Annotated in this window: 23 protein-coding genes; 7 read left to right on the top strand and 16 right to left on the bottom strand. The window is 69.9% G+C overall.

Going from position 1 to position 20,081, the window contains the following annotated elements; genetic code table 11:
* The first annotated feature begins 59 nt into the window (after positions 1-59).
* Positions 60-524 carry a nuclear transport factor 2 family protein gene (locus tag ACRC20_RS05620; protein ID WP_438685365.1) on the top strand — a complete coding sequence of 155 codons (465 nt, stop codon included), beginning with the start codon at positions 60-62 and terminating at the stop codon, positions 522-524.
* Here the strand turns inward: ACRC20_RS05620 and cydC are convergent.
* Genes cydC through ACRC20_RS05640 form a run of 4 tightly spaced genes read right to left on the bottom strand, consistent with a single transcriptional unit; the run spans position 514 to position 6,301 of the window.
* On the bottom strand, positions 514-2,190 hold the full coding sequence (cydC, locus tag ACRC20_RS05625; RefSeq protein WP_438685366.1) for a thiol reductant ABC exporter subunit CydC: 1,677 nt from the start codon (positions 2,188-2,190) through the stop codon (positions 514-516). The genes ACRC20_RS05620 and cydC overlap by 11 nt on opposite strands.
* Positions 2,183-3,724: an ABC transporter ATP-binding protein/permease gene (locus ACRC20_RS05630; protein ID WP_438685367.1), complete on the bottom strand. Its 1,542-nt coding sequence runs from the start codon at positions 3,722-3,724 to the stop codon at positions 2,183-2,185. Before ACRC20_RS05630 ends, cydC begins: the two co-directional genes overlap by 8 nt.
* Entirely contained in the window at positions 3,724-4,815 is a 1,092-nt protein-coding gene (gene cydB / locus ACRC20_RS05635; RefSeq protein ID WP_438685368.1) for a cytochrome d ubiquinol oxidase subunit II, read from the bottom strand. Before cydB ends, ACRC20_RS05630 begins: the two co-directional genes overlap by 1 nt.
* A gap of 19 nt (positions 4,816-4,834) precedes the next feature.
* Positions 4,835-6,301 (bottom strand): cytochrome ubiquinol oxidase subunit I, encoded by a 1,467-nt coding sequence (locus ACRC20_RS05640; RefSeq protein WP_438685369.1) that lies wholly within the window; start codon positions 6,299-6,301, stop codon positions 4,835-4,837.
* A 159-nt stretch (positions 6,302-6,460) separates the two neighbouring features.
* On the opposite strand from ACRC20_RS05640, the gene thiD reads away from it, so the two are divergent.
* Together thiD and ACRC20_RS05650 are read left to right on the top strand one after the other, a co-directional pair.
* Positions 6,461-7,312, top strand: coding sequence for a bifunctional hydroxymethylpyrimidine kinase/phosphomethylpyrimidine kinase (thiD, locus tag ACRC20_RS05645; protein ID WP_438685370.1), 852 nt, complete (start codon positions 6,461-6,463; stop codon positions 7,310-7,312).
* Between the two features lie 69 nt (positions 7,313-7,381).
* Positions 7,382-7,972, top strand: a complete 591-nt coding sequence (locus tag ACRC20_RS05650; protein WP_438685371.1) for a Uma2 family endonuclease — start codon at positions 7,382-7,384, stop codon at positions 7,970-7,972.
* Here the strand turns inward: ACRC20_RS05650 and yaaA are convergent.
* On the bottom strand, positions 7,955-8,698 hold the full coding sequence (gene yaaA / locus ACRC20_RS05655) for a peroxide stress protein YaaA (RefSeq protein WP_438685372.1): 744 nt from the start codon (positions 8,696-8,698) through the stop codon (positions 7,955-7,957). The genes ACRC20_RS05650 and yaaA overlap by 18 nt on opposite strands.
* A 54-nt stretch (positions 8,699-8,752) precedes the next feature.
* Here yaaA and ACRC20_RS05660 point away from each other — a divergent pair, with 54 nt between their 5' ends.
* From ACRC20_RS05660 to ACRC20_RS05670, 3 genes are read left to right on the top strand one after another with little or no spacing between them, the layout of a single operon-like run.
* Positions 8,753-10,114, top strand: coding sequence for an ammonium transporter (locus tag ACRC20_RS05660; protein WP_438685373.1), 1,362 nt, complete (start codon positions 8,753-8,755; stop codon positions 10,112-10,114).
* Positions 10,115-10,162: 48 nt separating this feature from the next.
* Complete coding sequence (locus tag ACRC20_RS05665) at positions 10,163-10,732, top strand: TetR/AcrR family transcriptional regulator (RefSeq protein WP_438685374.1); 570 nt, start codon at positions 10,163-10,165, stop codon at positions 10,730-10,732.
* Positions 10,733-10,772: 40 nt separating this feature from the next.
* Positions 10,773-11,342: an HD domain-containing protein gene (locus ACRC20_RS05670; RefSeq protein ID WP_438685375.1), complete on the top strand. Its 570-nt coding sequence runs from the start codon at positions 10,773-10,775 to the stop codon at positions 11,340-11,342.
* Between the two features lie 39 nt (positions 11,343-11,381).
* On the opposite strand, the gene ACRC20_RS05675 is transcribed toward ACRC20_RS05670, so the two are convergent.
* From ACRC20_RS05675 to thiO, 9 genes are all read right to left on the bottom strand, one after another.
* A complete protein-coding gene (locus ACRC20_RS05675) occupies positions 11,382-11,768 on the bottom strand; it encodes a DUF7161 family protein (RefSeq protein ID WP_438685376.1) in 387 nt (128 codons plus the stop codon).
* A 59-nt stretch (positions 11,769-11,827) separates the two neighbouring features.
* Positions 11,828-13,093, bottom strand: a complete 1,266-nt coding sequence (locus ACRC20_RS05680; protein ID WP_438685377.1) for a hypothetical protein — start codon at positions 13,091-13,093, stop codon at positions 11,828-11,830.
* 1 nt (position 13,094) lies between these two features.
* Complete coding sequence (locus ACRC20_RS05685) at positions 13,095-13,409, bottom strand: hypothetical protein (protein ID WP_438685378.1); 315 nt, start codon at positions 13,407-13,409, stop codon at positions 13,095-13,097.
* A complete protein-coding gene (locus ACRC20_RS05690) occupies positions 13,406-13,768 on the bottom strand; it encodes a hypothetical protein (protein ID WP_438685379.1) in 363 nt (120 codons plus the stop codon). Before ACRC20_RS05690 ends, ACRC20_RS05685 begins: the two co-directional genes overlap by 4 nt.
* Positions 13,769-13,897: 129 nt before the next feature.
* The gene (locus ACRC20_RS05695) at positions 13,898-14,671 is read right to left on the bottom strand and encodes an ABC transporter permease (RefSeq protein ID WP_438685380.1); all 774 of its coding nucleotides are present in this window, start codon (positions 14,669-14,671) and stop codon (positions 13,898-13,900) included.
* Positions 14,668-15,630: an ABC transporter ATP-binding protein gene (locus tag ACRC20_RS05700; RefSeq protein WP_438685419.1), complete on the bottom strand. Its 963-nt coding sequence runs from the start codon at positions 15,628-15,630 to the stop codon at positions 14,668-14,670. The genes ACRC20_RS05695 and ACRC20_RS05700 overlap by 4 nt, the downstream gene beginning before the upstream one ends.
* A gap of 83 nt (positions 15,631-15,713) precedes the next feature.
* A complete protein-coding gene (locus ACRC20_RS05705) occupies positions 15,714-16,472 on the bottom strand; it encodes a thiazole synthase (protein WP_438685381.1) in 759 nt (252 codons plus the stop codon).
* A complete protein-coding gene (thiS, locus tag ACRC20_RS05710) occupies positions 16,465-16,671 on the bottom strand; it encodes a sulfur carrier protein ThiS (RefSeq protein ID WP_438685382.1) in 207 nt (68 codons plus the stop codon). The genes ACRC20_RS05705 and thiS overlap by 8 nt, the downstream gene beginning before the upstream one ends.
* Positions 16,672-16,680: 9 nt before the next feature.
* On the bottom strand, positions 16,681-17,790 hold the full coding sequence (gene thiO / locus ACRC20_RS05715; RefSeq protein ID WP_438685383.1) for a glycine oxidase ThiO: 1,110 nt from the start codon (positions 17,788-17,790) through the stop codon (positions 16,681-16,683).
* A gap of 63 nt (positions 17,791-17,853) precedes the next feature.
* On the opposite strand from thiO, the gene thiE reads away from it, so the two are divergent.
* Positions 17,854-18,513 (top strand): thiamine phosphate synthase, encoded by a 660-nt coding sequence (gene thiE, locus ACRC20_RS05720; protein ID WP_438685384.1) that lies wholly within the window; start codon positions 17,854-17,856, stop codon positions 18,511-18,513.
* Between the two features lie 37 nt (positions 18,514-18,550).
* On the opposite strand, the gene ACRC20_RS05725 is transcribed toward thiE, so the two are convergent.
* Positions 18,551-19,210, bottom strand: coding sequence for an NUDIX hydrolase (locus ACRC20_RS05725; protein WP_438685385.1), 660 nt, complete (start codon positions 19,208-19,210; stop codon positions 18,551-18,553).
* A gap of 63 nt (positions 19,211-19,273) precedes the next feature.
* On the bottom strand, positions 19,274-19,810 hold the full coding sequence (locus tag ACRC20_RS05730; RefSeq protein WP_438685386.1) for a hypothetical protein: 537 nt from the start codon (positions 19,808-19,810) through the stop codon (positions 19,274-19,276).
* Between the last annotated feature and the right edge of the window lie 271 nt (positions 19,811-20,081).

Consider the following 20,081-nt stretch of genomic DNA (forward strand, 5'->3'; position numbering starts at 1 on the left):
GTCTGATATATTGGCGGAAGCCTGACCAAGGGACATCCCGCCGCACCGCAAGGAGAAACATGACCGCGCGCACACCCGTCACGCTCGACCAGATCGCAGACCGGCTCGCCATCAGGGAGCTCTTCGACGCCTACGCGCACTGCGCCGACCGCCGCGACGCCAAGGAGCAGCAGGCGCTGTTCACCGAGGACGCGAAGTTCGTCGTCTTCATGGACGGCGGGGGCAGCGAACCCACCTACGCGCTCGACGGCCGCGACGCGCTCGCCCCGGTGTTCGCCGACCTGGACAAATACGAGACGACGACGCACTTCAACGGCCAAAGCACGGTCGCGCTCGACGGCGACAAGGCCACCGGGGAGAGCTACACCCTCGCGCACCACCTGTACGCCGAGGACGGCCAGCGCAAGATCATGGTCGCGTCGCTGCGCTACCTCGACACGTTCGCCAAACAGGACGGCGTCTGGTTCTTCGCCGAACGCAAGCTCGTCGTCGACTGGACGGAGACCCGCCCGGTCACGGAGTGAGGTCGACCGCGCGGCAGCCCGCGACCGCGTCCCGGTGGTGGGTGGCGAGGACAACGGCGCGCCCGGCGGGGACCAACGCGCCCTCCGGGTCGAGCAGCGCGCGGAGCAGCTCGGCGGAGGACTCCTGGTCGAGATGCTCGGTGGGCTCGTCCAACAGCAGCACCGGGGCCCGCGACACCAACGCCCGAGCGAGCAGGAGCCGTCTGCGCTGGCCCGCCGAGACGGCCTCCGCTCCCCCGACCAGCACGGTGTCCACGCCGTCCGCGAGCGAGCGCGCCCACTCCAGCATGCCGACGGCAGCGAGGGCCGCGTCGACCTCGTCCGCCGTGGCCGCGCCATTGGCGACCAGCACGTTCTCCCGGACCGTCGTGGCGAAGAGGTGGCCGTCCTCGGGGAAGTAGGCGATCTGGAACGGCAGCGGCCCTGGGTCGTCGGGCAGGCCGGACAATGCCCCGCCCGCAGGCTCGACGAGCCCCGCGAGCGTCAACAGCAGCGTCGTTTTGCCGCTGCCGCTCGGGCCGAGCACCGCGAGCCGGTCTCCCGGCGCGACCTCGAAGCGCCCGAGGAGCCTCGGTTTCGCTCCTGGCCAGCCGATCTCCAGCCCGTCGGACGCCAGATGCGGCGCTGGGGCGAAGCCGGGGGCGCGATCCCGCCCGGCCCCGTTCCGCGCTGGGCTTTCCTGGGCCTCCGCGCCGCCGCCCGCCGCGTCGAGGAGCGCCATGACCCGCAGCGCCGCCGAGCGCGACGCGACCAGCCGCTGGGCCGCCTCGGGCAGGCCGGAGGCCGCGTCGAACGCGGCCAGCGCCAAGAACACCGCGACCCCGAGCAGCGTGGGGCGCTCGGCCGCCGCTCGGGCCAAGCCGGGGTCGAGGAACACCGCCAGCACGGCAAGACCGGAGCCGAGCGGCAACGCGGCGGCGGCCCACGCATGCGCCTTCGCCGCGCCGTCCCGCGCGGCGACGACTGCGGCCTGGGCTTCGCCGACGACGGCCAGCGCCTTCCCCAGCTCCCCCGCGACCTGCAGCTGGTCGGCGTGCTCCACCACAGCGACAGCCTCGGCGCTGTAGCTGTTCTGGGCGAGCGCGCCTGCGTCCTCGTCCGCGCGGGCCGCGCTGGCGGCGAGCATCGGGACCACGCCGAGCACGAGCGCCGCGATCACGAACAGCGCCATGGCCGCGCCCGAGCTCAGGAACGCCATCGCCACTGCCGCCGAAGCCGCTGTCACGACGGCGACCGCGATCGGCAAGAGCGCCCGCACCACCGCGTCGGCGACGGCTTCGAGGTCGGCTCCGAGCCGTTCGGCGAGCTCGCCGCGCCGCAGGCCGTAGGTCGCGGCCGGGTTTCCCGAGGCCAGGGCCAGATACACCCGCTCGCGCGCCCCGACGAGGCCGCCGAGCGCGATCCGGTGCGCGGCCAGGCGGTCGAGGTAGCGGAAGAGGCCTCGGGAAAGCCCGAGCGCGCGCACCGCGACGATGGCGACAGAGAGATACAGCACCGGCGGCGCCTGCCAGGCCCGCAGGATCAGCCAGCTGGAGAGCGCGGTGAGCCCGAGCGCGCAGAGATGCGTCGCGACGCCTGTGCCGACAGCGCAAACGACCTGTCGGGGGCGCAGCGACAGCAGCGCGAGCGCCCGCCGGAGCGGCTCCTGCGACCAGCGCTCACGCATACGCAGGCTCCCGCGCCTCGACGTCTGGCTGCCTCGTTGCCCGCACCCGCACCACCTGGTCGGCGGCCTCGATGAGCGCGCCGCGATGGGAGACCACGACGACCGTCGCCCCGGATCGCGCCTTCTCCCGCAGCGAACGGACGACTTGTGCCTCCGAAGCGCCGTCGAGATGCGCCGTCGGCTCGTCGAGCAGGAAGACCTGGGCAGGGGCGCGCAAGGCCCTGGCGAGCGCGGCCCGCTGCGCCTCGCCGAGCGAAAGGCCCCCGCCCGCAGGCTGCGATGGCGCGATCTGGGAGACCCAGCGGATTTGGCCCCACCACCAACTCGGGTCCAATTCGCGGATCGGCACGTCCCCGAGCAGGGCTTCCCCCTCCTCGGGGTCGACGAGCCCGAGCAGCACGGCGAGAGCCGTTGACTTGCCGCTCCCGTTCGCCCCGACCAACGCCGTGATCTCGCCGGGGCGCAGCACGGCTTCAAGACGCTCCGGGGCGTTCCCGTCCCGGCCCGCGACGGTGACCGAGCGCAGCCGCAACGCTGCCGACGCGTCGCCGTTCCGGCTCCCCCGCCGCCGCGCGGGGAGGCGGTCGAACAGCTCGAACGTCTTCGCGCATGCGGCCACCCCGTCCTGGGCCGCGTGGAACTGCGCCCCGACCGCCCGGATCGGCAGATACGCCTCCGGGGCCAACACGAGCGCCGCGAGCCCGGCGAAAAGGCTCATCTCCCCGTAGACGAGCCGGAGTCCGACCGCGACCGCGACGAAGGCGACGCAGAACGTCGTGAGCAGCTCCAACACGAGCCCCGAGAGGAACGCCGTGCGCAGCGTGGCCATGCTCGCGCGGAAATGCGCGCGCCCGAGCTCGCGGACCCGGCGGGCGGGCGCGAACTCCCTGCCGAGGGCCCGCAGCGTCGGCAGGCCCGCGACCACGTCCAAGAGCTCGGCGGACAACCGGGAGAGCGCCACGAGGCGTTTGGCCGAGCGGCCCTCGCTGTAGCGCCCGACGAGCACCATGAACAGCACGACGAGCGGGACGCCGCACGCGACGACGAGCCCCGAGAGCGGGTCGAGGACGGCGATCGCGACGATGGTCGCGGGCGTGACCGTCGCGGACAGCACGAGCGCGGGCAGATACCCCGTGAGATACGCCCGGATCCCGTCGATCTCCCGCGTCACGAGCGTCGTCGCAAGGCCGCGATGCGCCAAGGCCGCGCGCTGGTCGGCGGCGGCCATCCGGACGAGCAGCTCGGTCTGCAGCTCGGCGACGGCTCGGGGCGCCGCACGATGCTTGTGCCGGGCATGCAGCCAGGCGATCGCGCCGCGCGCCGCGAACACCGCCGCGAGCAGTCCGAACAGGACGGGGCCGCTCTGGCCGCTGGTCCGATGAGGCGACACCGCGCGCTCGACGAGCGTCGAGAGCAAAACCGCCGAGGCGACGACGCAGCCCGCCGTTGCGAGCCCCATCGCCCCGGTGAGCACCAAGTATCGCCGCGCGGAGCGGCTCGCTCGGGCCAAACGCCGGTCGAACGGGGCGGGCATCAGCGCTCCCCTGCGTCCCCGTCTGGCTCGGCCCCGACCGGCTCGGCGTTGCCGCCCTTGGCAGGCGCGGGCACGCGCAGGCTGAGCCCGATCGAATGCGGGATATGCGCCGTGGAGATGCGCTGGCGGAACACCCAGTAGCTCCAGCCCTGGTAGACGAGCACGAACGGCGCGGTCGCCAACGCCGCCCACGCCATGACCTTGAGCGTGTACGGGCTGGAAGCGGCGGATTCGATGGTGACGCTGTGCTCCGGATTCGGGAACGAGGCGACCAGGTTCGGGTAGAGCGACCCGAAGAGCAGCACGACGAGCGCGAGCACCGCGACGCTGGTCAGCACGAACGCCCAGCCCTCGCGCGTTTTGCGAAGGGCGAAGGACGACGCGGCGAGGGCCAGCGCGGCGACGACGGCCGCCGCGAGGGGCAACGCCCCTTGTCGGCGCAGTTCGACAGAGCCGCCGAGGGCGAGCACGAGGGCAAGGGCGGGGAATGCCCACCGGGCGGCGAAGCGCCGAGCCGCCGCGCGGATGTCTCCCTCGGTCTTGAGCGCCACGAACACCGCGCCGTGCACGAGGAACACCACGCACGTCGTCGCACCGCCCACGAGGGCCGCGGGCTGCAGCAACGAGAAGAGGTCTCCGGCCACGTACCCGTTCTCGTCGAGCGGCACCCCGACCGCGATGTCGGCGAAGGCGGCGCCCCAGAGGATCGCGGGCAGCCACGACCCGAGGCCGATCCCGATATCGCACCACCTGCGCCAGCGCGGGTCTTCGATCTTGCCGCGCCATTCGATGGAGACCACCCGGACGATCAGGCCGAACAGGATCAAGAGCAGCGGCGCGTAGAAGCCGGAGAACAACGTGGCGTACCACTGCGGGAACGCGGCGAACATCGCGCCCGCGCCGGTGATCACCCAGACCTCGTTGCCGTCCCACACCGGCCCGATGGTGTTGAGCAGGACTCGGCGTTTGACTTCGTCGGAGCGCCCCAAGATCGGCATGAGCATGCCGACGCCGAAGTCGAAGCCCTCCAGGAGGAAGTACCCGCCGAAGAACACCGCCACCAGCAGGAACCAGAAATGAGGCAGATCCATGGCTTGTCTCCTTGTCCGCTCAGTAGGCGAAGCTCAGGGGCTTGGCCCCGCCGTCGTGGCCAGAGAGCTCCGCGTCGTCCGTGTCGGCGCGCGCCCCCGGCGGGTGCGCGTCGTGCTCCAGCGGTCCTTCGCGCACGTAGCGCCGCATGAGCCCGAACCACACGGTCGCGAGGAAGCCGTACAAAAGCGTGAAGCAGACCAGCGAGGCCGCGACGGTCGCCGCGCCATGCCCGGAGACCGCCTGCTGCACCGTCAGGTGGATCTCTTTCACACCGGTCGGGTTCGGGGCCACCACCCATGGCTGGCGGCCCATCTCGGTGAACACCCAGCCCGCGCTGTTCGCGAGGAAAGGCGTCGGGAGCGACCAGAGCGCGAGGCGGCGGTACCACCCCTGGCGCGGCGTCCGCCCGCCCCTGGTGAGCCAGAGCCCGGCGATGGCGAGCGCGGCCGAGCCTGCGGCCCAGCCGATCATCGCGCGGAACGCCCAGTAGGCGACGAAGAGGTTCGGGCGGTAGTTGCCGGGGCCGTATTTCTCGACTCCTGCCTGCTGCAGGTTCTCCACGCCTTGCAGCGTGACCCCGGTGAACTGGTCTTTCGCGAGGAACGAGAGCGCGTACGGCACCTCGACGATGCGGCTGATGGACGCGCAGTTGTTGTGCGTGCCGGTGGTCAGGATCGAGAAGTCGGGGTCGGTCTCGGTCTGGCAGAGCGACTCGGCGGAGGCCATCTTCATGGGCTGCTGCTGGAACATGAGCTTGCCCTGGACGTCGCCGGTGATCGCCACGGCGGCGCCCGAGACGACCATCGTCCACAGGGCGAGGCGGACGACGGGGCGGAACAGCTCCGACACCTCCGCCTTCTCTTTGACCAGCCACCAGGAGCCGATCCCGGCCACGAACGTGCCCGCCGTGAGGAACGACCCGGCGACGGTGTGCGGGAAGGCCGCGAGGGTCGTGTTGTTCGTGAGCAGCTCCCAGATGCTCGTCAGCTCGGCCCGGCGCTTCTCCGGGTTGTACCGGACGCCGACCGGGTGCTGCATGAAGGAGTTCGCCGCGACGATGAAGTACGCCGACGCGTTGGTCCCGAGCGCGACCATCCAGATGCAGGCGAGGTGCGCGCGGCGCGGCAGGCGGTCCCAGCCGAAGATCCACAGGCCGAGGAACGTTGACTCCATGAAGAAGGCGACGATCCCCTCCAGCGCGAGCGGCGCGCCGAACACGTCGCCGATGAACCGCGAGTACTCGCTCCAGTTGAGCCCGAACTGGAACTCCTGCACGATGCCGGTCGCCACGCCGAGCGCGAAGTTGATCAGGAAGAGCTTGCCGAAGAACTTGGTCGCCCGGTACCAGCGCTCGTCGCCGGTGACCTGCCAGACCGTCTGCATGAGCGCGATGAGCGGGGCCAGCCCGATGGTGAGCGGGACCAGCAGGAAGTGGTAGACAGTGGTGATCCCGAACTGCCATCGGGCGATGTCGAGCGCGGTCATTGCTGCTCCTCGGATCGGGCTGCGGGCGTCTCGTCGGCACGATCCGCACGACTCTCACTGTAGTCAGTCCCGCAAGACTTCTACTACAGCAGGTAGTAGAAGTCATACTATCCCTCCCCGAGCGGACGCGCGGCGGCGGCCTCGTGCTTCCATAAAAGCGTGACCTTCCCCCCGCTCCAACCCGGACAGACCCCGCCAAGAGTGCTGACCATCGCGGGCTCGGACTCCGGCGGCGGAGCCGGGCTCCAGGCCGACCTGCGCACATTCGCGCTCGCGGGCTGCCACGGCATGACCGCCGTGACCGCCGTGACCGTGCAGAACACCCTCGGGGTGACCGGCGTGGCGGAGATCCCCGCCGACGTCGTCGCCGCGCAGATCCGCTCGGTCGCGGGCGACATCGGCGTGCAGGCCGCGAAGACCGGGATGCTGGCCTCGGCCTCCATCGTCTCGGCAGTCGCGGCCGCCTGCCGGGATGTCGGGATCGGCGAGGGAGCCGGGAGAGACGGGAGGGGCGTGCCGTTCGTGGTGGACCCCGTGTGCGCGTCCATGCACGGCAATCCCCTGCTCACGCCCGACGCGCTCGACGTGGTCCGCGACGAGCTCTTCCCGCTGGCGACCGTGGTCACCCCCAACCTCGACGAGGTCGCGCTCCTGGTCGGGATCGAGGTCACGGGCCGCGCGAGCGCCGAGGAGGCCGCGCGCAGGCTGGTCGGCCTCGGGGCGCGGTGGGCGCTGGTGACCGGCGGACATCTGCGCTCGGACCCGCTCAGCGTGGACATCCTCTACGACGGGGACTCGTTCCTCGAATTCGCCAAGCCCCGGATTCCGACCGGCAACGACCACGGCGGCGGCGACACCCTCGCCTCGTCCATGACGTGCGCGCTGGCGCGCGGGGCGAGCGTCCCCGAGGCGGTGGCCTTCGCGAAGGACTGGGTGACCGAGTCGCTGCGCTGGTCTTACGACCTCGGCGCGGGCCACGGCCCGGTCAACCCGCTGTGGCGGCTGGGCTGAGTCTGCCGCAGAATTCGTCACCGTGACGAATTCTGCGTCGAAGTGACGAGTTACACGTAGAATCGACGCATGACTCAGGTTCTGGCCGCCGATCCTGGGGTTCTGAAATATCGATGGACCCCCGAGCGGTTCCTGCTCGCCTGGGAAGCTGGGGTTTTCGAAGGCCAGCGGGTGGAGCTTTTAAACGGGGAGGTGGTGTCCGTGCCCATCGGCAGATGGCACAGCAGGACAGCAGTTCGGCTCATCAAACGATTGCCAGACACCGGAGTCGAAATCACTGGCGAGACATTGCCCTCCGGAACTTCTCTGCCAGACCCGGATGTGTGGGTCTGCCGCGCAGGCGCGGAACCGGAAGAGCAGCTCAGCAAGCGCATCTTCAGCTGGGCAGCGAGCGATGTTCTCCTTGTCGTCGAAGTCTCTGACGAGACAAAAGCTTTGGACCTGGCTTTCAAGGCCCAGCTCTATGGCTCCGCGGGGTATCCCGAGTACTGGATGGTCACGAAAGACAAGGTGTACGTGCACCACGAGCCGCACCCCACCGGCTATCGCAGTCGCATCGAATACCTTCGCGGCCAGCAGATCCCCGTCCCCTACGCGCCAGGAAAGACCGTCGATGTCGCCGAGCTGCTCAGCTCGGACGGCTCAGGTGACGATCACTAACTCCGTCGCCGACGGGGTCTCCACCCGCAATCCCGCCTTCCTCGCCACCGCAGCCACGCCTTTGAGGTCCGCCGGCTCCGCCCTCGTGGTCGCGAGCGCGCGGGCCAGCAAACCCTTGTGGTGCTTGTTGAAATGGCTCACCACGCTGCGCGAGCCGTCCGCGCGTTCGGTCACCACGGTCGCGGTAATCGCGCCTGAGGCCTTGCCGAGCTGGTGGTAGCCGCCCGAGCGCAGATCCACCACGAGCCCAAGCCCCGCGTTCGCGAGCGCAGGCTCGAGCACGGGCTTCCAATGCGCGGCGAGCGTGCCGAAACCGGGCAGCTTGGAGCCCGCCGAGAGCCGGTAGCTCGGAATCTGGTCGCCCGCCCCCACCACGCCGAAGAGCGCCGACCCGATGGCGAGGCGCGCGTCCGCCTTGGCCCGCTGCGCCTTGGTGAGCGTGGCGACGGCGAGCGCGTCATAAAGGACCCCCGTGTACCGGGCGAGCGCGGGCCGGGTCGGGCTCGACCAGAGGGCGGCGTTGACCTGCGCCAGCTCCTCGGCTTGCGCCTCGCTGATCCCGAGCGCCCGTGCGGTGGCCGGGACGTCGGCGGAAAGTCTGGTCAGCGCGTCGACGAGCGCGCGACGGGCGTCGGCCAGCTCCGGCAGCCACAAAGCGCCGAGGTCGACGGGCGGCCCATCGCCGCCGGAATCTTTGGTCTCGGAGGGCGGCAGCAGGATGAGCACGGGGTTCGACCTTAGCGGAGACCGGCGACCCGATTCGCCTCTGTGACGGCTTTCATGGAAAACTCTCGCAGGACCAGTGCGCAAAGGAGCCCGCATTTGAACAACCCTCCCCTCTCCCTCAACGGGGCCGACACCGCGTGGGTGCTCGCCAGCGCGGCGCTCGTCGTCTTGATGACTCCCGGACTGGCGTTCTTCTACGGCGGCATGGTCCGCGCGAAGAACGTCCTGAACATGATGATGATGTGCTTCGCCGCCATCCCCGTGGTCTGGGTGCTCTGGATGGCGTTCGGCTACTCGGCGGGCTTCGGCGAGGACCTCGGCTGGGGCCTGCTTGGCGACCCGGCCCAGTTCGCGGGCCTGCGCGGGCTCTTCGCAAGCCAGAACGACCCCGTGCCCCTGGTCGGGACCATCCCCGCGCTTGTCTTCGTGGTGTTCCAGGCCGGGTTCGCGATGGTCACGGTCGCGCTCATCGCCGGAGCCGTCGCCGACCGTATGCGCTTCGCCCCGTGGATCGTCTTCGCCGCGCTCTGGTCCGTCCTGGTGTACTTCCCCGTCGCGCACTGGGTGTTCTCCCCGGACGGGCTGACCGCCGCGCACGGCGGCTGGATCGTCAACAAGCTCAAGGCGCTGGACTTCGCGGGCGGCACGGCGGTGGAGATCAACTCAGGCGTCTCGGGCCTGGCGCTGGCGCTGGTGCTCGGCAAGCGGCGCGGCTGGCCGAAAGACCCGATGCGCCCGCACAACCTGCCCGCCGTCATGATCGGCGCGGGCCTGCTGTGGTTCGGCTGGTTCGGCTTCAACGCGGGGTCCTCGCTCAAAGCCGACGGGGTCGCGGCGCTCGCCTTCGCGAACACCTTGGCCGCCGGAGCGGTCTCGCTCGCGAGTTGGCTGGTTGTCGAGCGGATCCGCCACGGCAAGCCCACCTCCTTCGGCGCGGCCTCGGGCGCGGTCGCGGGCCTGGTGGCGATCACGCCCTCCTGCGCGTACGTCACCCCCGTCGGGGCGCTGGCCATCGGCGCCGTCGCGGGCGTGGCCAGCTCGATCGCCATCGAGTGGAAATACAGCCTCGGCTACGACGACTCCCTCGACGTCGTCGGAGTGCACCTGGTCAGCGGCTTGGTCGGCACGCTCATGATCGGCCTGGTTGCGAGCAAATCCGCCGGCGCGAGCCAGGTGGACGGGCTCTTCTACGGCGGCGGCTTCGACCAGCTGTGGCGCCAGGGCGTCGCGGCATTGTCGGTCCTCTGCTACGCCCTGGTCGTCACCGCGCTGATCGGGCTCGCGCTCAAGGCCGTCATCGGGCTGCGCGCGCATCCGCATGGCGAAGCCGAAGGCCTCGACGAGACCGAGCACGCCGAGTCCGCCTACGACTTCGCGACAGCCCGGGGCAGCCGGGTCTCCAACCCCGACTCCTGACCGGCAGGGTCTTGTCACAGCCCCCGGAGGGGCGTACCGTACACGTGTATGGATAGTCAATACGAGCAGATCGTCGCCGCGATGACCGAGCTCTTGGCCGAAGGCGGCTTCGAGGCGGTCAGCGTGCGGCATGTCGCCGCTCGCGCCAACGTGTCCATCGGGTCGGTGCAGCACCACTTCCCCACCAAAGACCTCATGCTCGAAGCGGCCACCGACCGCCTCGGCGCAGAGTTCATGGGACGTTTGGACCACGAGCTCGCGCGCGGCGGGCCGCCGCAGGACCGGCTCCGCGCCGTCGTGGTCGCGCTGGCCAACCCCGACCCCGGGCAGCGCAGGCTGTCCGTGCTGTGGTCCCTGCGCATGGCCCGCGCAGCCGTGCACGAGCCGACCGCCCGGCGGCACCGCTACGACCGGGCCAAAGTGGAGAAGCTCGTCGCCCAGCTCATCGCCGAATCCCGCCCCGCGCTCGCCGGGGAGCAGGCGAACGACCGCGCGGCGACGCTGCTCGCGCTCGCCGACGGCCTGGCCTGCTCCATCGTGGTGGAGCCCGCTCGGATGCCCGCCGAGCGGGCGGTGCGGCTCATCGACGCGGCGCTGCTGGTCGCGCTCGACGGCTGACCGCAACAGGCGCCGCGCGCCGTGTGGAAAAATCGAGCCCATGACCCTCACCGAGGCGCAACGCGAAGATCTCGTGGCTCGCTGGTCCCAGCCGCATCGGCGTTACCACACGTTCGCGCACCTCACCGCGGTGCTCGCCGCCCTCGACGAGTTAGCCGCTGCGGGGACCGTGTTCGAGGACGAGCCGGTGCGGCTGGCCGCATGGTTCCACGACGCGGTGTACGACCCGAATGAGGCGGACAACGAGGCCAGCTCGGCGGAGCTCGCCTCTCAAACACTCGGCCCGGGGGCCCTCGCGCAAGAGGTGGCCCGGCTCGTGCTCCTCACCGCAGGCCATCAGGTGCAGCCGGGCGACGCGAACGGGGCGGCTCTGTGCGACGCAGACCTGGCCGTCCTCGGCGGCGAGCCACACAAGTACCAAGCGTACGCGGAGGCGGTCCGGGCGGAGTACGCCCACGTGCCCGAGCCGCTTTACCACCGAGGCCGCGCTGACGTGCTGCGATCCCTCCTCGGCCACAGCGCCATCTTCCGCACCGCCTACGGCGCGGAGCGCTGGGAAAAGTCCGCCCGACGCAACCTCGAAGCGGAAATCACCGCGCTGGAGGCGTGATGACAACATCCCCGGACCAACAGACTCTGAAACCAAAAATTACTGCTGCTGCGTTTGGGACTCGCGTACTGGCGGGAGGGGTGGCAGTTCTCTCGGCGGCAGGGGTGGAAGATCCCGCAACGGCACCGCCCGCACATCGTGGGGAACAGCGTATCCAGGGCGCGCTGAGCCGTTCGGGACTTCGACTGCGAGTTGATCGTATTTGATGTAGGCGATTGCCTCGGGATATCCGGCCACGTGCACTCTGAGGCAAAGGTGCACGTTCGGGGTGTCATCCAAAATGACGACCTCTGTGGTGCCCACGGGCAATTCTGCGGGATACCCTACATCGTCCTCGGGATCATCGACAAGTATTCGCGCCACGCGGTCGCGCAACCCCTCGGTGTCGTAATCGATCCGCTCCCACACGGTCTCGTCAGTAGGCATTCTGCACCTCTATTCGGCTCGCTCTTCTCTTTTTGTTGTAACTCTCCAAGGTCATCAAGTCATTCCCCTCGCCGCTGTTCGCCTTGCTGCCCGGCGATCGCGCCCGGAGGGACGACCTCCCCTTCGATTCGCGGTCGCATCCGGCCCGAAGGCCCCTCGCCCTCGATTTGTGGTCGCATCCGTCCGCCGCCCGGCTCAGACGGACGCGGTTCCCCTCGTGGGACTGACTCGGGCTCTGACTTTCCTGACGGTGTCTCCTTCGCTTGGGGCAGTGGCGGAGGGTTGTTCGGATCGATGCCCAAGGACTTGTTCACAGAGTCGCGACTGCGGGCTGCGGACTGCGCGATCTGCTCGTAGGCGTTGTCTCCGGTGTTGCCCTTCGCGGCCTCTTTCTGCATCATCTGCTCCCACGTCATATTCGGGGACCCCTCATCGAGCTTTGCCCGGGCCGCCTGGTCGACCATCAAATCTCGACAGTAGGTGCGCAGCGAGTTGCGCAGATCAAACGTCCGCCGGGCCCGCTCCTCTGCGGACAGGCCCTCTTGCTTCCACTGCTCGTTCAACGCAGCGACCTGTCCTTCGCCTCGCAGATACACGGTACGGGTTTCAGTATCGTCCAACGACCGGGCATTGTAGTGTGGAAGTTTGAGCCAGTCGTTCATCGAACGCCCACCCGGGCCAGGAGGGGGCGGTTCGGGCTCCTGTTTCGGATTGACCGGCTTGTCCTTCTTATCGCCGATCACACCGAAGGCTTGGCGTTTCTTCGGGTCGACCGGGTCGTCTTTGAAGTTCCCGAACCTCTGGATGCTGTCCGCTTTGCGGAAGCCGTTCTCGGCGCCTTCTTTGATTCTGGCGTTCGAGTCGCGGATCTTGCGGGCATGTTCGGCGTCGGCCAGTTCGAGCTCGTGTTTTGCCTGCCCGACGCTCGTGGCGTGCTTGTCGATGAGTTCTTGGCTTTGGCGGGGGTAGTCGCCCTCGACCGTGCCAATGCTGTTGACGACGAGCCCGGTCTGTTGCGCGGCTTGGACTGCTGTGAACAGGCGGTTGTGTTTCGCTGTGAGGTCGTATCCGGCCTCTTGGACGATCTGCTGGTGCTCGTGCATCAACTGGATCTTCTCGTGGGCGAAGGCAACAGTCTTGTCCACGTGCGCGAACCGGGCCTCCTCTCCAGATCCCGAGGAGCGCCCCGCGGTCTCGTTGGTGAGGGCCTTGACCTCGTCGACGATCCCCTCAAACGCGGCGGTCCTTTGGCCAGCCTCGCCCGCCGCCGCGATGACGGTCTCGGGCTTCCACGCCCGCAATGTGTTCAGATCGAACTCGGCCACGTCACCACCGGTACTCCGCGACGCTCTCGCCCGTGCTCTGCAGCCGCTCAGCGGAGTCCTCTTCGACCTGCTCGTAGGTGCCCGCGTCCACGACGCTCTCGGTCCCGGCGAACGAGAGCCTGCCCTGCGCCGCATTCGCGACAGCCCCGTATGCCTCCCCGGACTCGGCCAGCGCCTTCGCGGTCTCGCTCCCCGGCAAGAACACAGCTCTGTGGAACTGGCCCAGATCCAACGCTTTCGCCTCGTCCGCTTTGCCCCCGACGCGCTGCCCGTAACCGCGCAGGCCCTCGATGTTCGTCCCCACCCCGCCGCTCATTGAGCACCCCCGAACGGGAAATCCGTCACGAGATTCACAGGAGGCTTCGGCGGCGCGGGCTCAGGGAAGTCCTTGGAAGAGTCCAGCTCGCCGCTGGGCAATCTCGGCGGCTTCGCACCGATCGCAGTCGAAGCTGTCTCGTACACCAAACCTCGATCTGGGGTCCAACGCCTCGCCAACCTCGATTGCGGAACGACCGACTCCTGCAACCTGCGGGCCTCGTCTGCCTTCCAGCGCTCGGACTCAAGGACCTTCGGATCGATCTGCTCCTCGTCAGGCTCCGGGACATACCCATACTGCTTGACCCGTGGACCCACGTCCCCATACCCGTAGCGGGAAAATCCGCCGGTGTAGGCCATGCGGCGACCCTCCTGAACCCATCCGTAGCTCGTGTTGCTGCGGAAATAGTATGTGAAACCGAACATGACAACCAGACCCCTTGCCTGATCAGGCAAGGAAAAGGCGTGAACTCGTAGCTTCCTCGCCGCTTAGGGGTCCCGGCGCACGGTGGCGACGACGCCTGCCCCGAACAGGGCTAGCGACCAGGCCGCGAACACGAAGAAAGCGGCCGAGGGCGAGTACTCGGTGAGCGCCTGCGAGCCGTGGCCGGAGACGAACTCCCCGAAGCTCGTGAACGGCAGGAGCGCTTGCGGGATGTGCGCGGCCTGGCTCGAGATGCCGACGACCAGGGTTTGCGCGAGCGTCTCCACGACCAGCAGCCACACCACGAGCAATGTGATCGCTCCCGCGCTGTGCCGGACGAGGTTGCCGACGCCGATGGCGAAGAACGAGCCGAAGAAGGCCGCGACCGGGACTGTCCAGAGCAGGCGCAGGTCGCCGGAGAAGCCGAGCTCCGTCGCGGTCGGCCTCGCGAGCGCTCCTGCGACGAGGACGCCCGAGCCTGCGGAGAGGAACCCGACGAGCGCGCCGACGGCCCCGACCACCAGCGCTTTCGCGGTGATCGCCCAGAGCCGGTCGGGGACCGCGAGGAATGTGGTGCGCAGCGTGCCCACGCGCCATTCCCCGGTCACCGCGACCGTCGCCGCCACGAGCAGCAGGACCAGGCCCGGGCCGGGCACCCCGCTCGTCACCCCCGCGAGCCCGCTGAGCGCCTCCGCGTTGCTCGGCGAGGCCCCGGCGGCGGCCACCACCGCGGCCAGGCCGACGGCCAGCAGCACGACCAGGAGGTAGCTCACCTTGGTGCTGCGCACCGAGGTGAGTTTGATCCATTCGGCCCGTAGCGCGTTGACGCTCCCGCTCACTGCGCCGCTCCTTCCTCGACCGCGCCGAGCTCCGGGGACGAAGCGGGCAGCGCGTGGCTGTGGTACTCCACCGCGCTCTCGGTCAGTTTCAAATACGCCTCTTCCAGCGAAGCCCGCCGCGCGGTCAGCTCGTGCAGCGTGAAGCCGCGCCGGGCCGCGAGCTCGCCGATATCCGCGCTCGTCGCGTCGTGCACGGTCAGCGCGCCGCCCTCCCCAGCCTCGACCTTGTGGCCCAGCCGGACGAGCTCCTCGGCCAATGCCTCGGCCTGCGGGCTGCGCACGAGCACCACGTCGTCGGTCGCCCTGGCGATGAACTCCTCGACCGAGCAGTCGGCGATGAGCACGCCGCGCCCGATGACGACCAGGTGGTCGGCGGTGAGCGCCATCTCGGCCAGGAGGTGGCTGGAGACGAGCACCGTTGCCCCGCGCCTGGCGAGCTCTTTGATGAGCGAGCGGATCCAGGTCACCCCTTCCGGGTCCAGCCCGTTCACCGGCTCGTCGAAGAGCAGCACGTCGGGCTCGCCCAGCAGCGCGGCAGCCACGCCCATCCGCTGCGACATGCCGAGGGAGAGCTGCCGCGCGGGAAGACCTGCGACCGAGGCCAGCCCGACCAGGTCGAGCACCTCGGCGACGCGGCTCGCGGGGATCCCGCCCGCGGCGGCGATCCACCGCAAGTGGTCGCGCACGCTCCGGCTCGGATACGCCCATTTCGCGTCGAGGAGGGCGCCCACAGTCTTGAGGGGATGCTTGAGGGAGCGGTAGGGCCGCCCGAAGATCGTGGCGCTCCCCCCGTCCGGCGCGTCGAGCCCGACGATCATCCGCAAGGTGGTGGACTTGCCCGCTCCGTTCGGGCCGAGGAAGCCGGTCACCTGGCCGGGTTTGAGGGCGAAGGAGAGGCCCGCGACCGCAGTGCGGGAGCCGAAACGCTTGGTCAGGCCCGTCACTTCTACCGGCGGCACGGTCTCCACCGGCGGCGCGGTCTCCGTGGTCCCCGTGATCTCGGCGGGTTGCGCTGCGTCTGTCACGGGGGCAGCGTAGAGGATCAGTCGAGGTCGGGAGAGGAGGCTTGCGCCCAAAAACGCTTCGGGATGCGCCCGGCGAGATGGCAGAGCCTGCCCGCTTTCACCGCCGCCGCCATCGCCTCGGCCATGCGCACCGGGTCTTTCGCCCGGTTCACCGCCGTCGCGAGCAGCACCCCGGAGCAGCCGAGCTCCATCGCGCGCGCCGCGTCGCTCGCCGAGCCGACTCCCGCGTCGAGGATGACCGGGACCTGCGCCCGAGAAACAATCATCTCGATGTTATGGGGGTTAAGGATGCCGAGCCCGGTGCCGATCGGGGCGCCGAGCGGCATGACCGCCGCGCAGCCGAGGTCTTCGAGCCGGGCCGCGAGCACCGGGTCGTCGTTCGTGTACGCCAGGACGGTGAAACCGTCGTCCACCAACGTCTCGGCGGCGGAGAGCAGCTCCACCGGGTCGGGCAGCAGCGTGTGGTCGTCTGCGACGACTTCGAGCTTGACCCAGCTCTCGCCCAGCGCCTCCCTGGCGAGCTTCGCGGTGAGCACCGCAGAGCCTGCGTCCTTGCAGCCCGCCGTGTTCGGCAGCGCCGCGATCTTGAGCCGTTCGAGCACGTCGAGGACGCCCTCGCCCGGCGCGACCCCCGCCCTGCGGATCGACACTGTGGTGAGCTCGGTCCCCGACGCGTGCAGCGCCTCTTCCAGCACGCCGAGCGACGGGGCCCCGCCCGCGCCCATGATGAGCCGGGACCCGAAAGCGCGCCCGGCGATGACAAGGGGGCTATCCACCGGGGACCGCCGTAAGAATTTCGACGGCAGCGCCTGGTCGCAGAGGCTGGTCCCACTCGCCTCGCGGGGACACCACGCCGTCCACCGCGACCGCGATGCCCTTGGGGGAAAGCCCGAGCCGCTCGAGGAGGTCGGCGATCGCTGCCCCTTCGGGGAGGGAGTGCTCCTCTCCGTTCGCAGTGATGAGGATTTCGCCCATGCCTCTAGGTTACCGAACCAAGAACCGGGCCGGGTCCATTGCTCGCAATGCTTCCCGTTCCGGCTCGCCGACCTGCGCGTCTTCCAATAAATCCACCGCGAGCTCGGCAGTGAGCGGGGCGAGCAGCATGCCGTCTCGGCCATGGCCGGTCGCGACGAGGCAGCGGTCCGCGCCAGCTGGATCGACCCAGCCCAGCACCGGGCAGCGGTCCGGGGTGACCGGGCGAAAGCCCGCCGAGGCCTCCACGAGGTCGTAGTCCGCGAGGCCCGGGAGGACCGCGATCGCGTCCGAGAGCAGCTCGGCGACCGCTTGGGCCGAGACCCCCGTCCGCTCGTCCCCTTCCAGCTCGGTCGCGCCGACCACGACGCCGTCGCGACGCGGCACGAGATAGACGTGCCTGCCCCGGACCAGCGCGCGGATCGTCCGTCTCGGCGGCGGGACCGTCTTCGGCGACGCGGCGAGCCGCAGGATCTCCCCCTTCACCGGCCGCACTGGCAGCTCCGGGAGGAGCGCGGGGGTTCCCGCGCCTGCCGCGACGACGACGCGCCCCGTCCCCGCCCTGGGCAGCTGCTCCGGGCTTTCCGCCACGAACTCGACTCCCAGGCTCCGCGCCGCCGCCGTGAGCGCGGCGAGAAGCGCCCGGTTGTCCGCAGCAGGCTCCTCCGGCAGGAGCCAGCCGCCGCGCAGGTCCGCCGCAAGCCCTGGCTCGGCCTCCCGGAGCTCGCCGCGCGCGCGGCGGCGCCAGTCGAGGCCGACGGCGCGGGCCGACTCGAATCCCGGCGCGAGCGCCGACAGGTCCGCCGCCGTCGCGCCGACCACGATGGTCTCCTCGGCCGCGAGGACGGTCCCGGCGGGCGCGAACCCGGCGAGCTCCGCCGCGAATCCCGGCCAACGCCCGAGGCTGCCCATCCCGAGCCGCAGCAGCGGCTCATGCCCCGGCCACGCCTCGGAGTACGGCGCGAGCATGCCCCCCGCCACCCAGGAGGCCGACACCCCCGGCGGCGGAGTCGAGCCGAGCGTCTGGTCGGAGATTCGGACCGACCATCCGCGCTGCGCAGCGCGCCACGCGATAGAAAGGCCGATCACCCCAGCTCCGAGGATGTGGAGAGTGCGGGCCATAGCCTCCGAGGGTACCGGTCAGGGCGCCTTCAGATCCGGGCGCCGCCGGGTTAGGGTGGTGGGATGGACAGTCGCGAAGCCCGGCTCGAACGCCTCGCGCAGGCGCGGCTGTATGTGTGCACCGACGCCCGCAGGGACAAAGGCGACCTCGTGGAATTCGCCGAAGCGGCACTGTCCGGCGGGTTGGACCTGCTGCAGCTGCGGGACAAATCGGCGGACGACCCCCTCGAGGCCCGCGACGAGCTGGCCCTGCTGGCGCAGCTCAAGCGGCAGACCGAGGCCCATGGCTCGCTGCTCGCGGTCAACGACCGCGCGGATGTCGCCCTCGCCGCCGACGCGGACGTGCTCCATCTCGGCCAGCGGGATCTGCCGGTTGCCGTCGCACGGCGCGTCCTCGGGCCCGCCGTCCTCATCGGGCGCTCCACGAATTCCCTCGATCAGGCCCGAGCCGCGATCGACGACCCCGATATCGACTACTTCTGCGTCGGGCCGTGCTGGGCCACGCCGACGAAGCCCGGCAGGGCAGCCGTCGGGCTCGACCTCGTCGCCCAGGTGGCCGCGCTCGGGCCCGAAAAGCCGTGGTTCGCCATCGGCGGCGTCGACCTCGAACGACTGCCGCAGGTCAAAGAGGCAGGAGCGGCGCGCGTCGTCGTCGTGCGCGCGGTCACTGAGGCCAAGGACCCCAAAGCCGCGACGGAAGCCCTGCGCGCCGGGCTGGGCTGAAGCCCGCTCGTCGCGGACATGGCCCTCGCGGGGCCGATCAGCCCCGCAGCCAGCCGAGCGCGATGTCGCGGGGGACGTCGATCGTCTCCCCCGTCGCGCCGAGCCAGCCGAAGCCGCCGTCCGGGAGTTCGACCGTGCGCTGATGCCTGCCGTGCGCCAGGATCTCGAAAAGCCCGGCGACCTCCTCGTCCGACTGCCGGGCCACGAGCGTGACCGGGCGGGTCCGGACGCTCGTCTGGCCCGTGGACACGGCCCAGACCGAAGCCATGCCGGGGTGCAGCGGCAGCGAGCCGACTTCGTCCTCGGAGACCCAGCGCAGCTCTTCGCTCTCCTCGTTCTTGAAGAGAGGGAGCACGCGGGGCGCGTCGGCGACGACTGTGGTGTAGGTCCAGCCCGCCTCGGTCCGCGCGGTCTCGCGCTCGCCCCGGACCTTCAGTTGAGCAGGGTCGACCCCGGTCTCCTCGAACGCTTCCCGCAACGCGGTCTCGACCGCGCTCTCGTGGCTGTCGCGCGCCCCGCCCGGCAGGGACCATGTGCCGCCCTGGTGGCTCCACCAGGCGCGGTGCTGCAGCAGCACCATCGCCTCGCCACGGGTTCCGGGCGCTCGGAGCAGCAGTCCCGCCGCGCCGTGGAGGCCCCAGCGTTTGCTTCCGTCTCGGTCCACGACCCAGCCGTTCCCGTCGCCGCGCACGCTCACCGTCCTTTCTCGGGCCATCCTCCCATATATGGACGGAGGAGGCGGGCGAAAGGCTCGTCCGTGCTAGCAGAGGTGGACGAGCACACCACCGACCAGGTTCCCGGTCGCGGGCCCGAGCACGTTGTGCCCGAAGCCGCCGAGGACCGTGCCCGTGCCGATGCCGACGACGTTGTCCATCGTGCCGCCGACGCTGGTCGCCAGCATCTGGCCGCAGGTGCTGCCCTTGGGGGCGACGAACGGCAGCGGCAGCGCCCGGCGCGGGGCCGCGCCGCCGAATGCCGGGGCATAACCGCCGCCCCGGTAGCTCGGCGCTTGGGCCGGGATGTTCGCCGGGCCCCCGGACTGGCCGTTCAGATAAGCCTGGTAGTTCTGCTGGTCCCGGTCGCCGAGCATGCCGACCTGCTCAGGAGCCCCTTCCGGAGCCTCCTGCCAGGCGGAAGCGCCGCTCTCGCCCGAATCCTCGTCCTGGACGGGGGCTTCCTGCCCCGCGTCGTCGGCGGGGTCCGCCGACGCGGCTGCGGCGCCGAAGCCTCCGGCCATCAGGCCGAGGCCTCCGGCGAACACGCCTGCCGCGAACGTCTTAGCAATGCTTTTCAACATGATGTCTCTCCTCACAGTCGCGCGGATCGCGACCCTCTCGGACGTACTGAGAGTATCCGTTCCGTTTAAGAAGGGTCTGTTGTTATTTTGTGAGTTCTTTGTGATTATTGCGTTCTCGGCGTGTCACCGTTGCGTATGTTTATTCGTGAGACAGATGTGACATTTGGTTATCAAAACGTGATCAAAATGAGCGAGTGATGCGGCTCACGAGGCCTAAAAGTTAGGCTGCCCTGATCAAAAGGGGCCGGAAGCAGGGCAATTATCGTGGGCA

It is taken from the genome of Segniliparus sp., assembly GCF_051660745.1.
Lineage (GTDB): Bacteria > Actinomycetota > Actinomycetes > Mycobacteriales > Mycobacteriaceae > Segniliparus.

Excerpts from the sequence above, each read along its gene's own strand:
- thiE (WP_438685384.1), top strand. The coding sequence starts at position 17,854 with ATGGACAGTCGCGAAGCCCGGCTCGAACGCCTCGCGCAGGCGCGGCTG.
- ACRC20_RS05650 (WP_438685371.1), top strand. The coding sequence starts at position 7,382 with ATGACTCAGGTTCTGGCCGCCGATCCTGGGGTTCTGAAATATCGATGG.
- ACRC20_RS05640 (WP_438685369.1), bottom strand. The coding sequence starts at position 6,301 with ATGACCGCGCTCGACATCGCCCGATGGCAGTTCGGGATCACCACTGTC.
- cydC (WP_438685366.1), bottom strand. The coding sequence starts at position 2,190 with ATGCGTGAGCGCTGGTCGCAGGAGCCGCTCCGGCGGGCGCTCGCGCTG.
- thiS (WP_438685382.1), bottom strand. The coding sequence starts at position 16,671 with ATGGGCGAAATCCTCATCACTGCGAACGGAGAGGAGCACTCCCTCCCC.
- ACRC20_RS05670 (WP_438685375.1), top strand. The coding sequence starts at position 10,773 with ATGACCCTCACCGAGGCGCAACGCGAAGATCTCGTGGCTCGCTGGTCC.
- ACRC20_RS05665 (WP_438685374.1), top strand. The coding sequence starts at position 10,163 with ATGGATAGTCAATACGAGCAGATCGTCGCCGCGATGACCGAGCTCTTG.
- ACRC20_RS05620 (WP_438685365.1), top strand. The coding sequence starts at position 60 with ATGACCGCGCGCACACCCGTCACGCTCGACCAGATCGCAGACCGGCTC.
- thiO (WP_438685383.1), bottom strand. The coding sequence starts at position 17,790 with ATGGCCCGCACTCTCCACATCCTCGGAGCTGGGGTGATCGGCCTTTCT.
- ACRC20_RS05690 (WP_438685379.1), bottom strand. The coding sequence starts at position 13,768 with ATGGCCTACACCGGCGGATTTTCCCGCTACGGGTATGGGGACGTGGGT.
- ACRC20_RS05685 (WP_438685378.1), bottom strand. The coding sequence starts at position 13,409 with ATGAGCGGCGGGGTGGGGACGAACATCGAGGGCCTGCGCGGTTACGGG.
- ACRC20_RS05730 (WP_438685386.1), bottom strand. The coding sequence starts at position 19,810 with ATGTTGAAAAGCATTGCTAAGACGTTCGCGGCAGGCGTGTTCGCCGGA.
- ACRC20_RS05630 (WP_438685367.1), bottom strand. The coding sequence starts at position 3,724 with ATGCCCGCCCCGTTCGACCGGCGTTTGGCCCGAGCGAGCCGCTCCGCG.
- cydB (WP_438685368.1), bottom strand. The coding sequence starts at position 4,815 with ATGGATCTGCCTCATTTCTGGTTCCTGCTGGTGGCGGTGTTCTTCGGC.
- ACRC20_RS05660 (WP_438685373.1), top strand. The coding sequence starts at position 8,753 with ATGGAAAACTCTCGCAGGACCAGTGCGCAAAGGAGCCCGCATTTGAAC.
- ACRC20_RS05675 (WP_438685376.1), bottom strand. The coding sequence starts at position 11,768 with ATGCCTACTGACGAGACCGTGTGGGAGCGGATCGATTACGACACCGAG.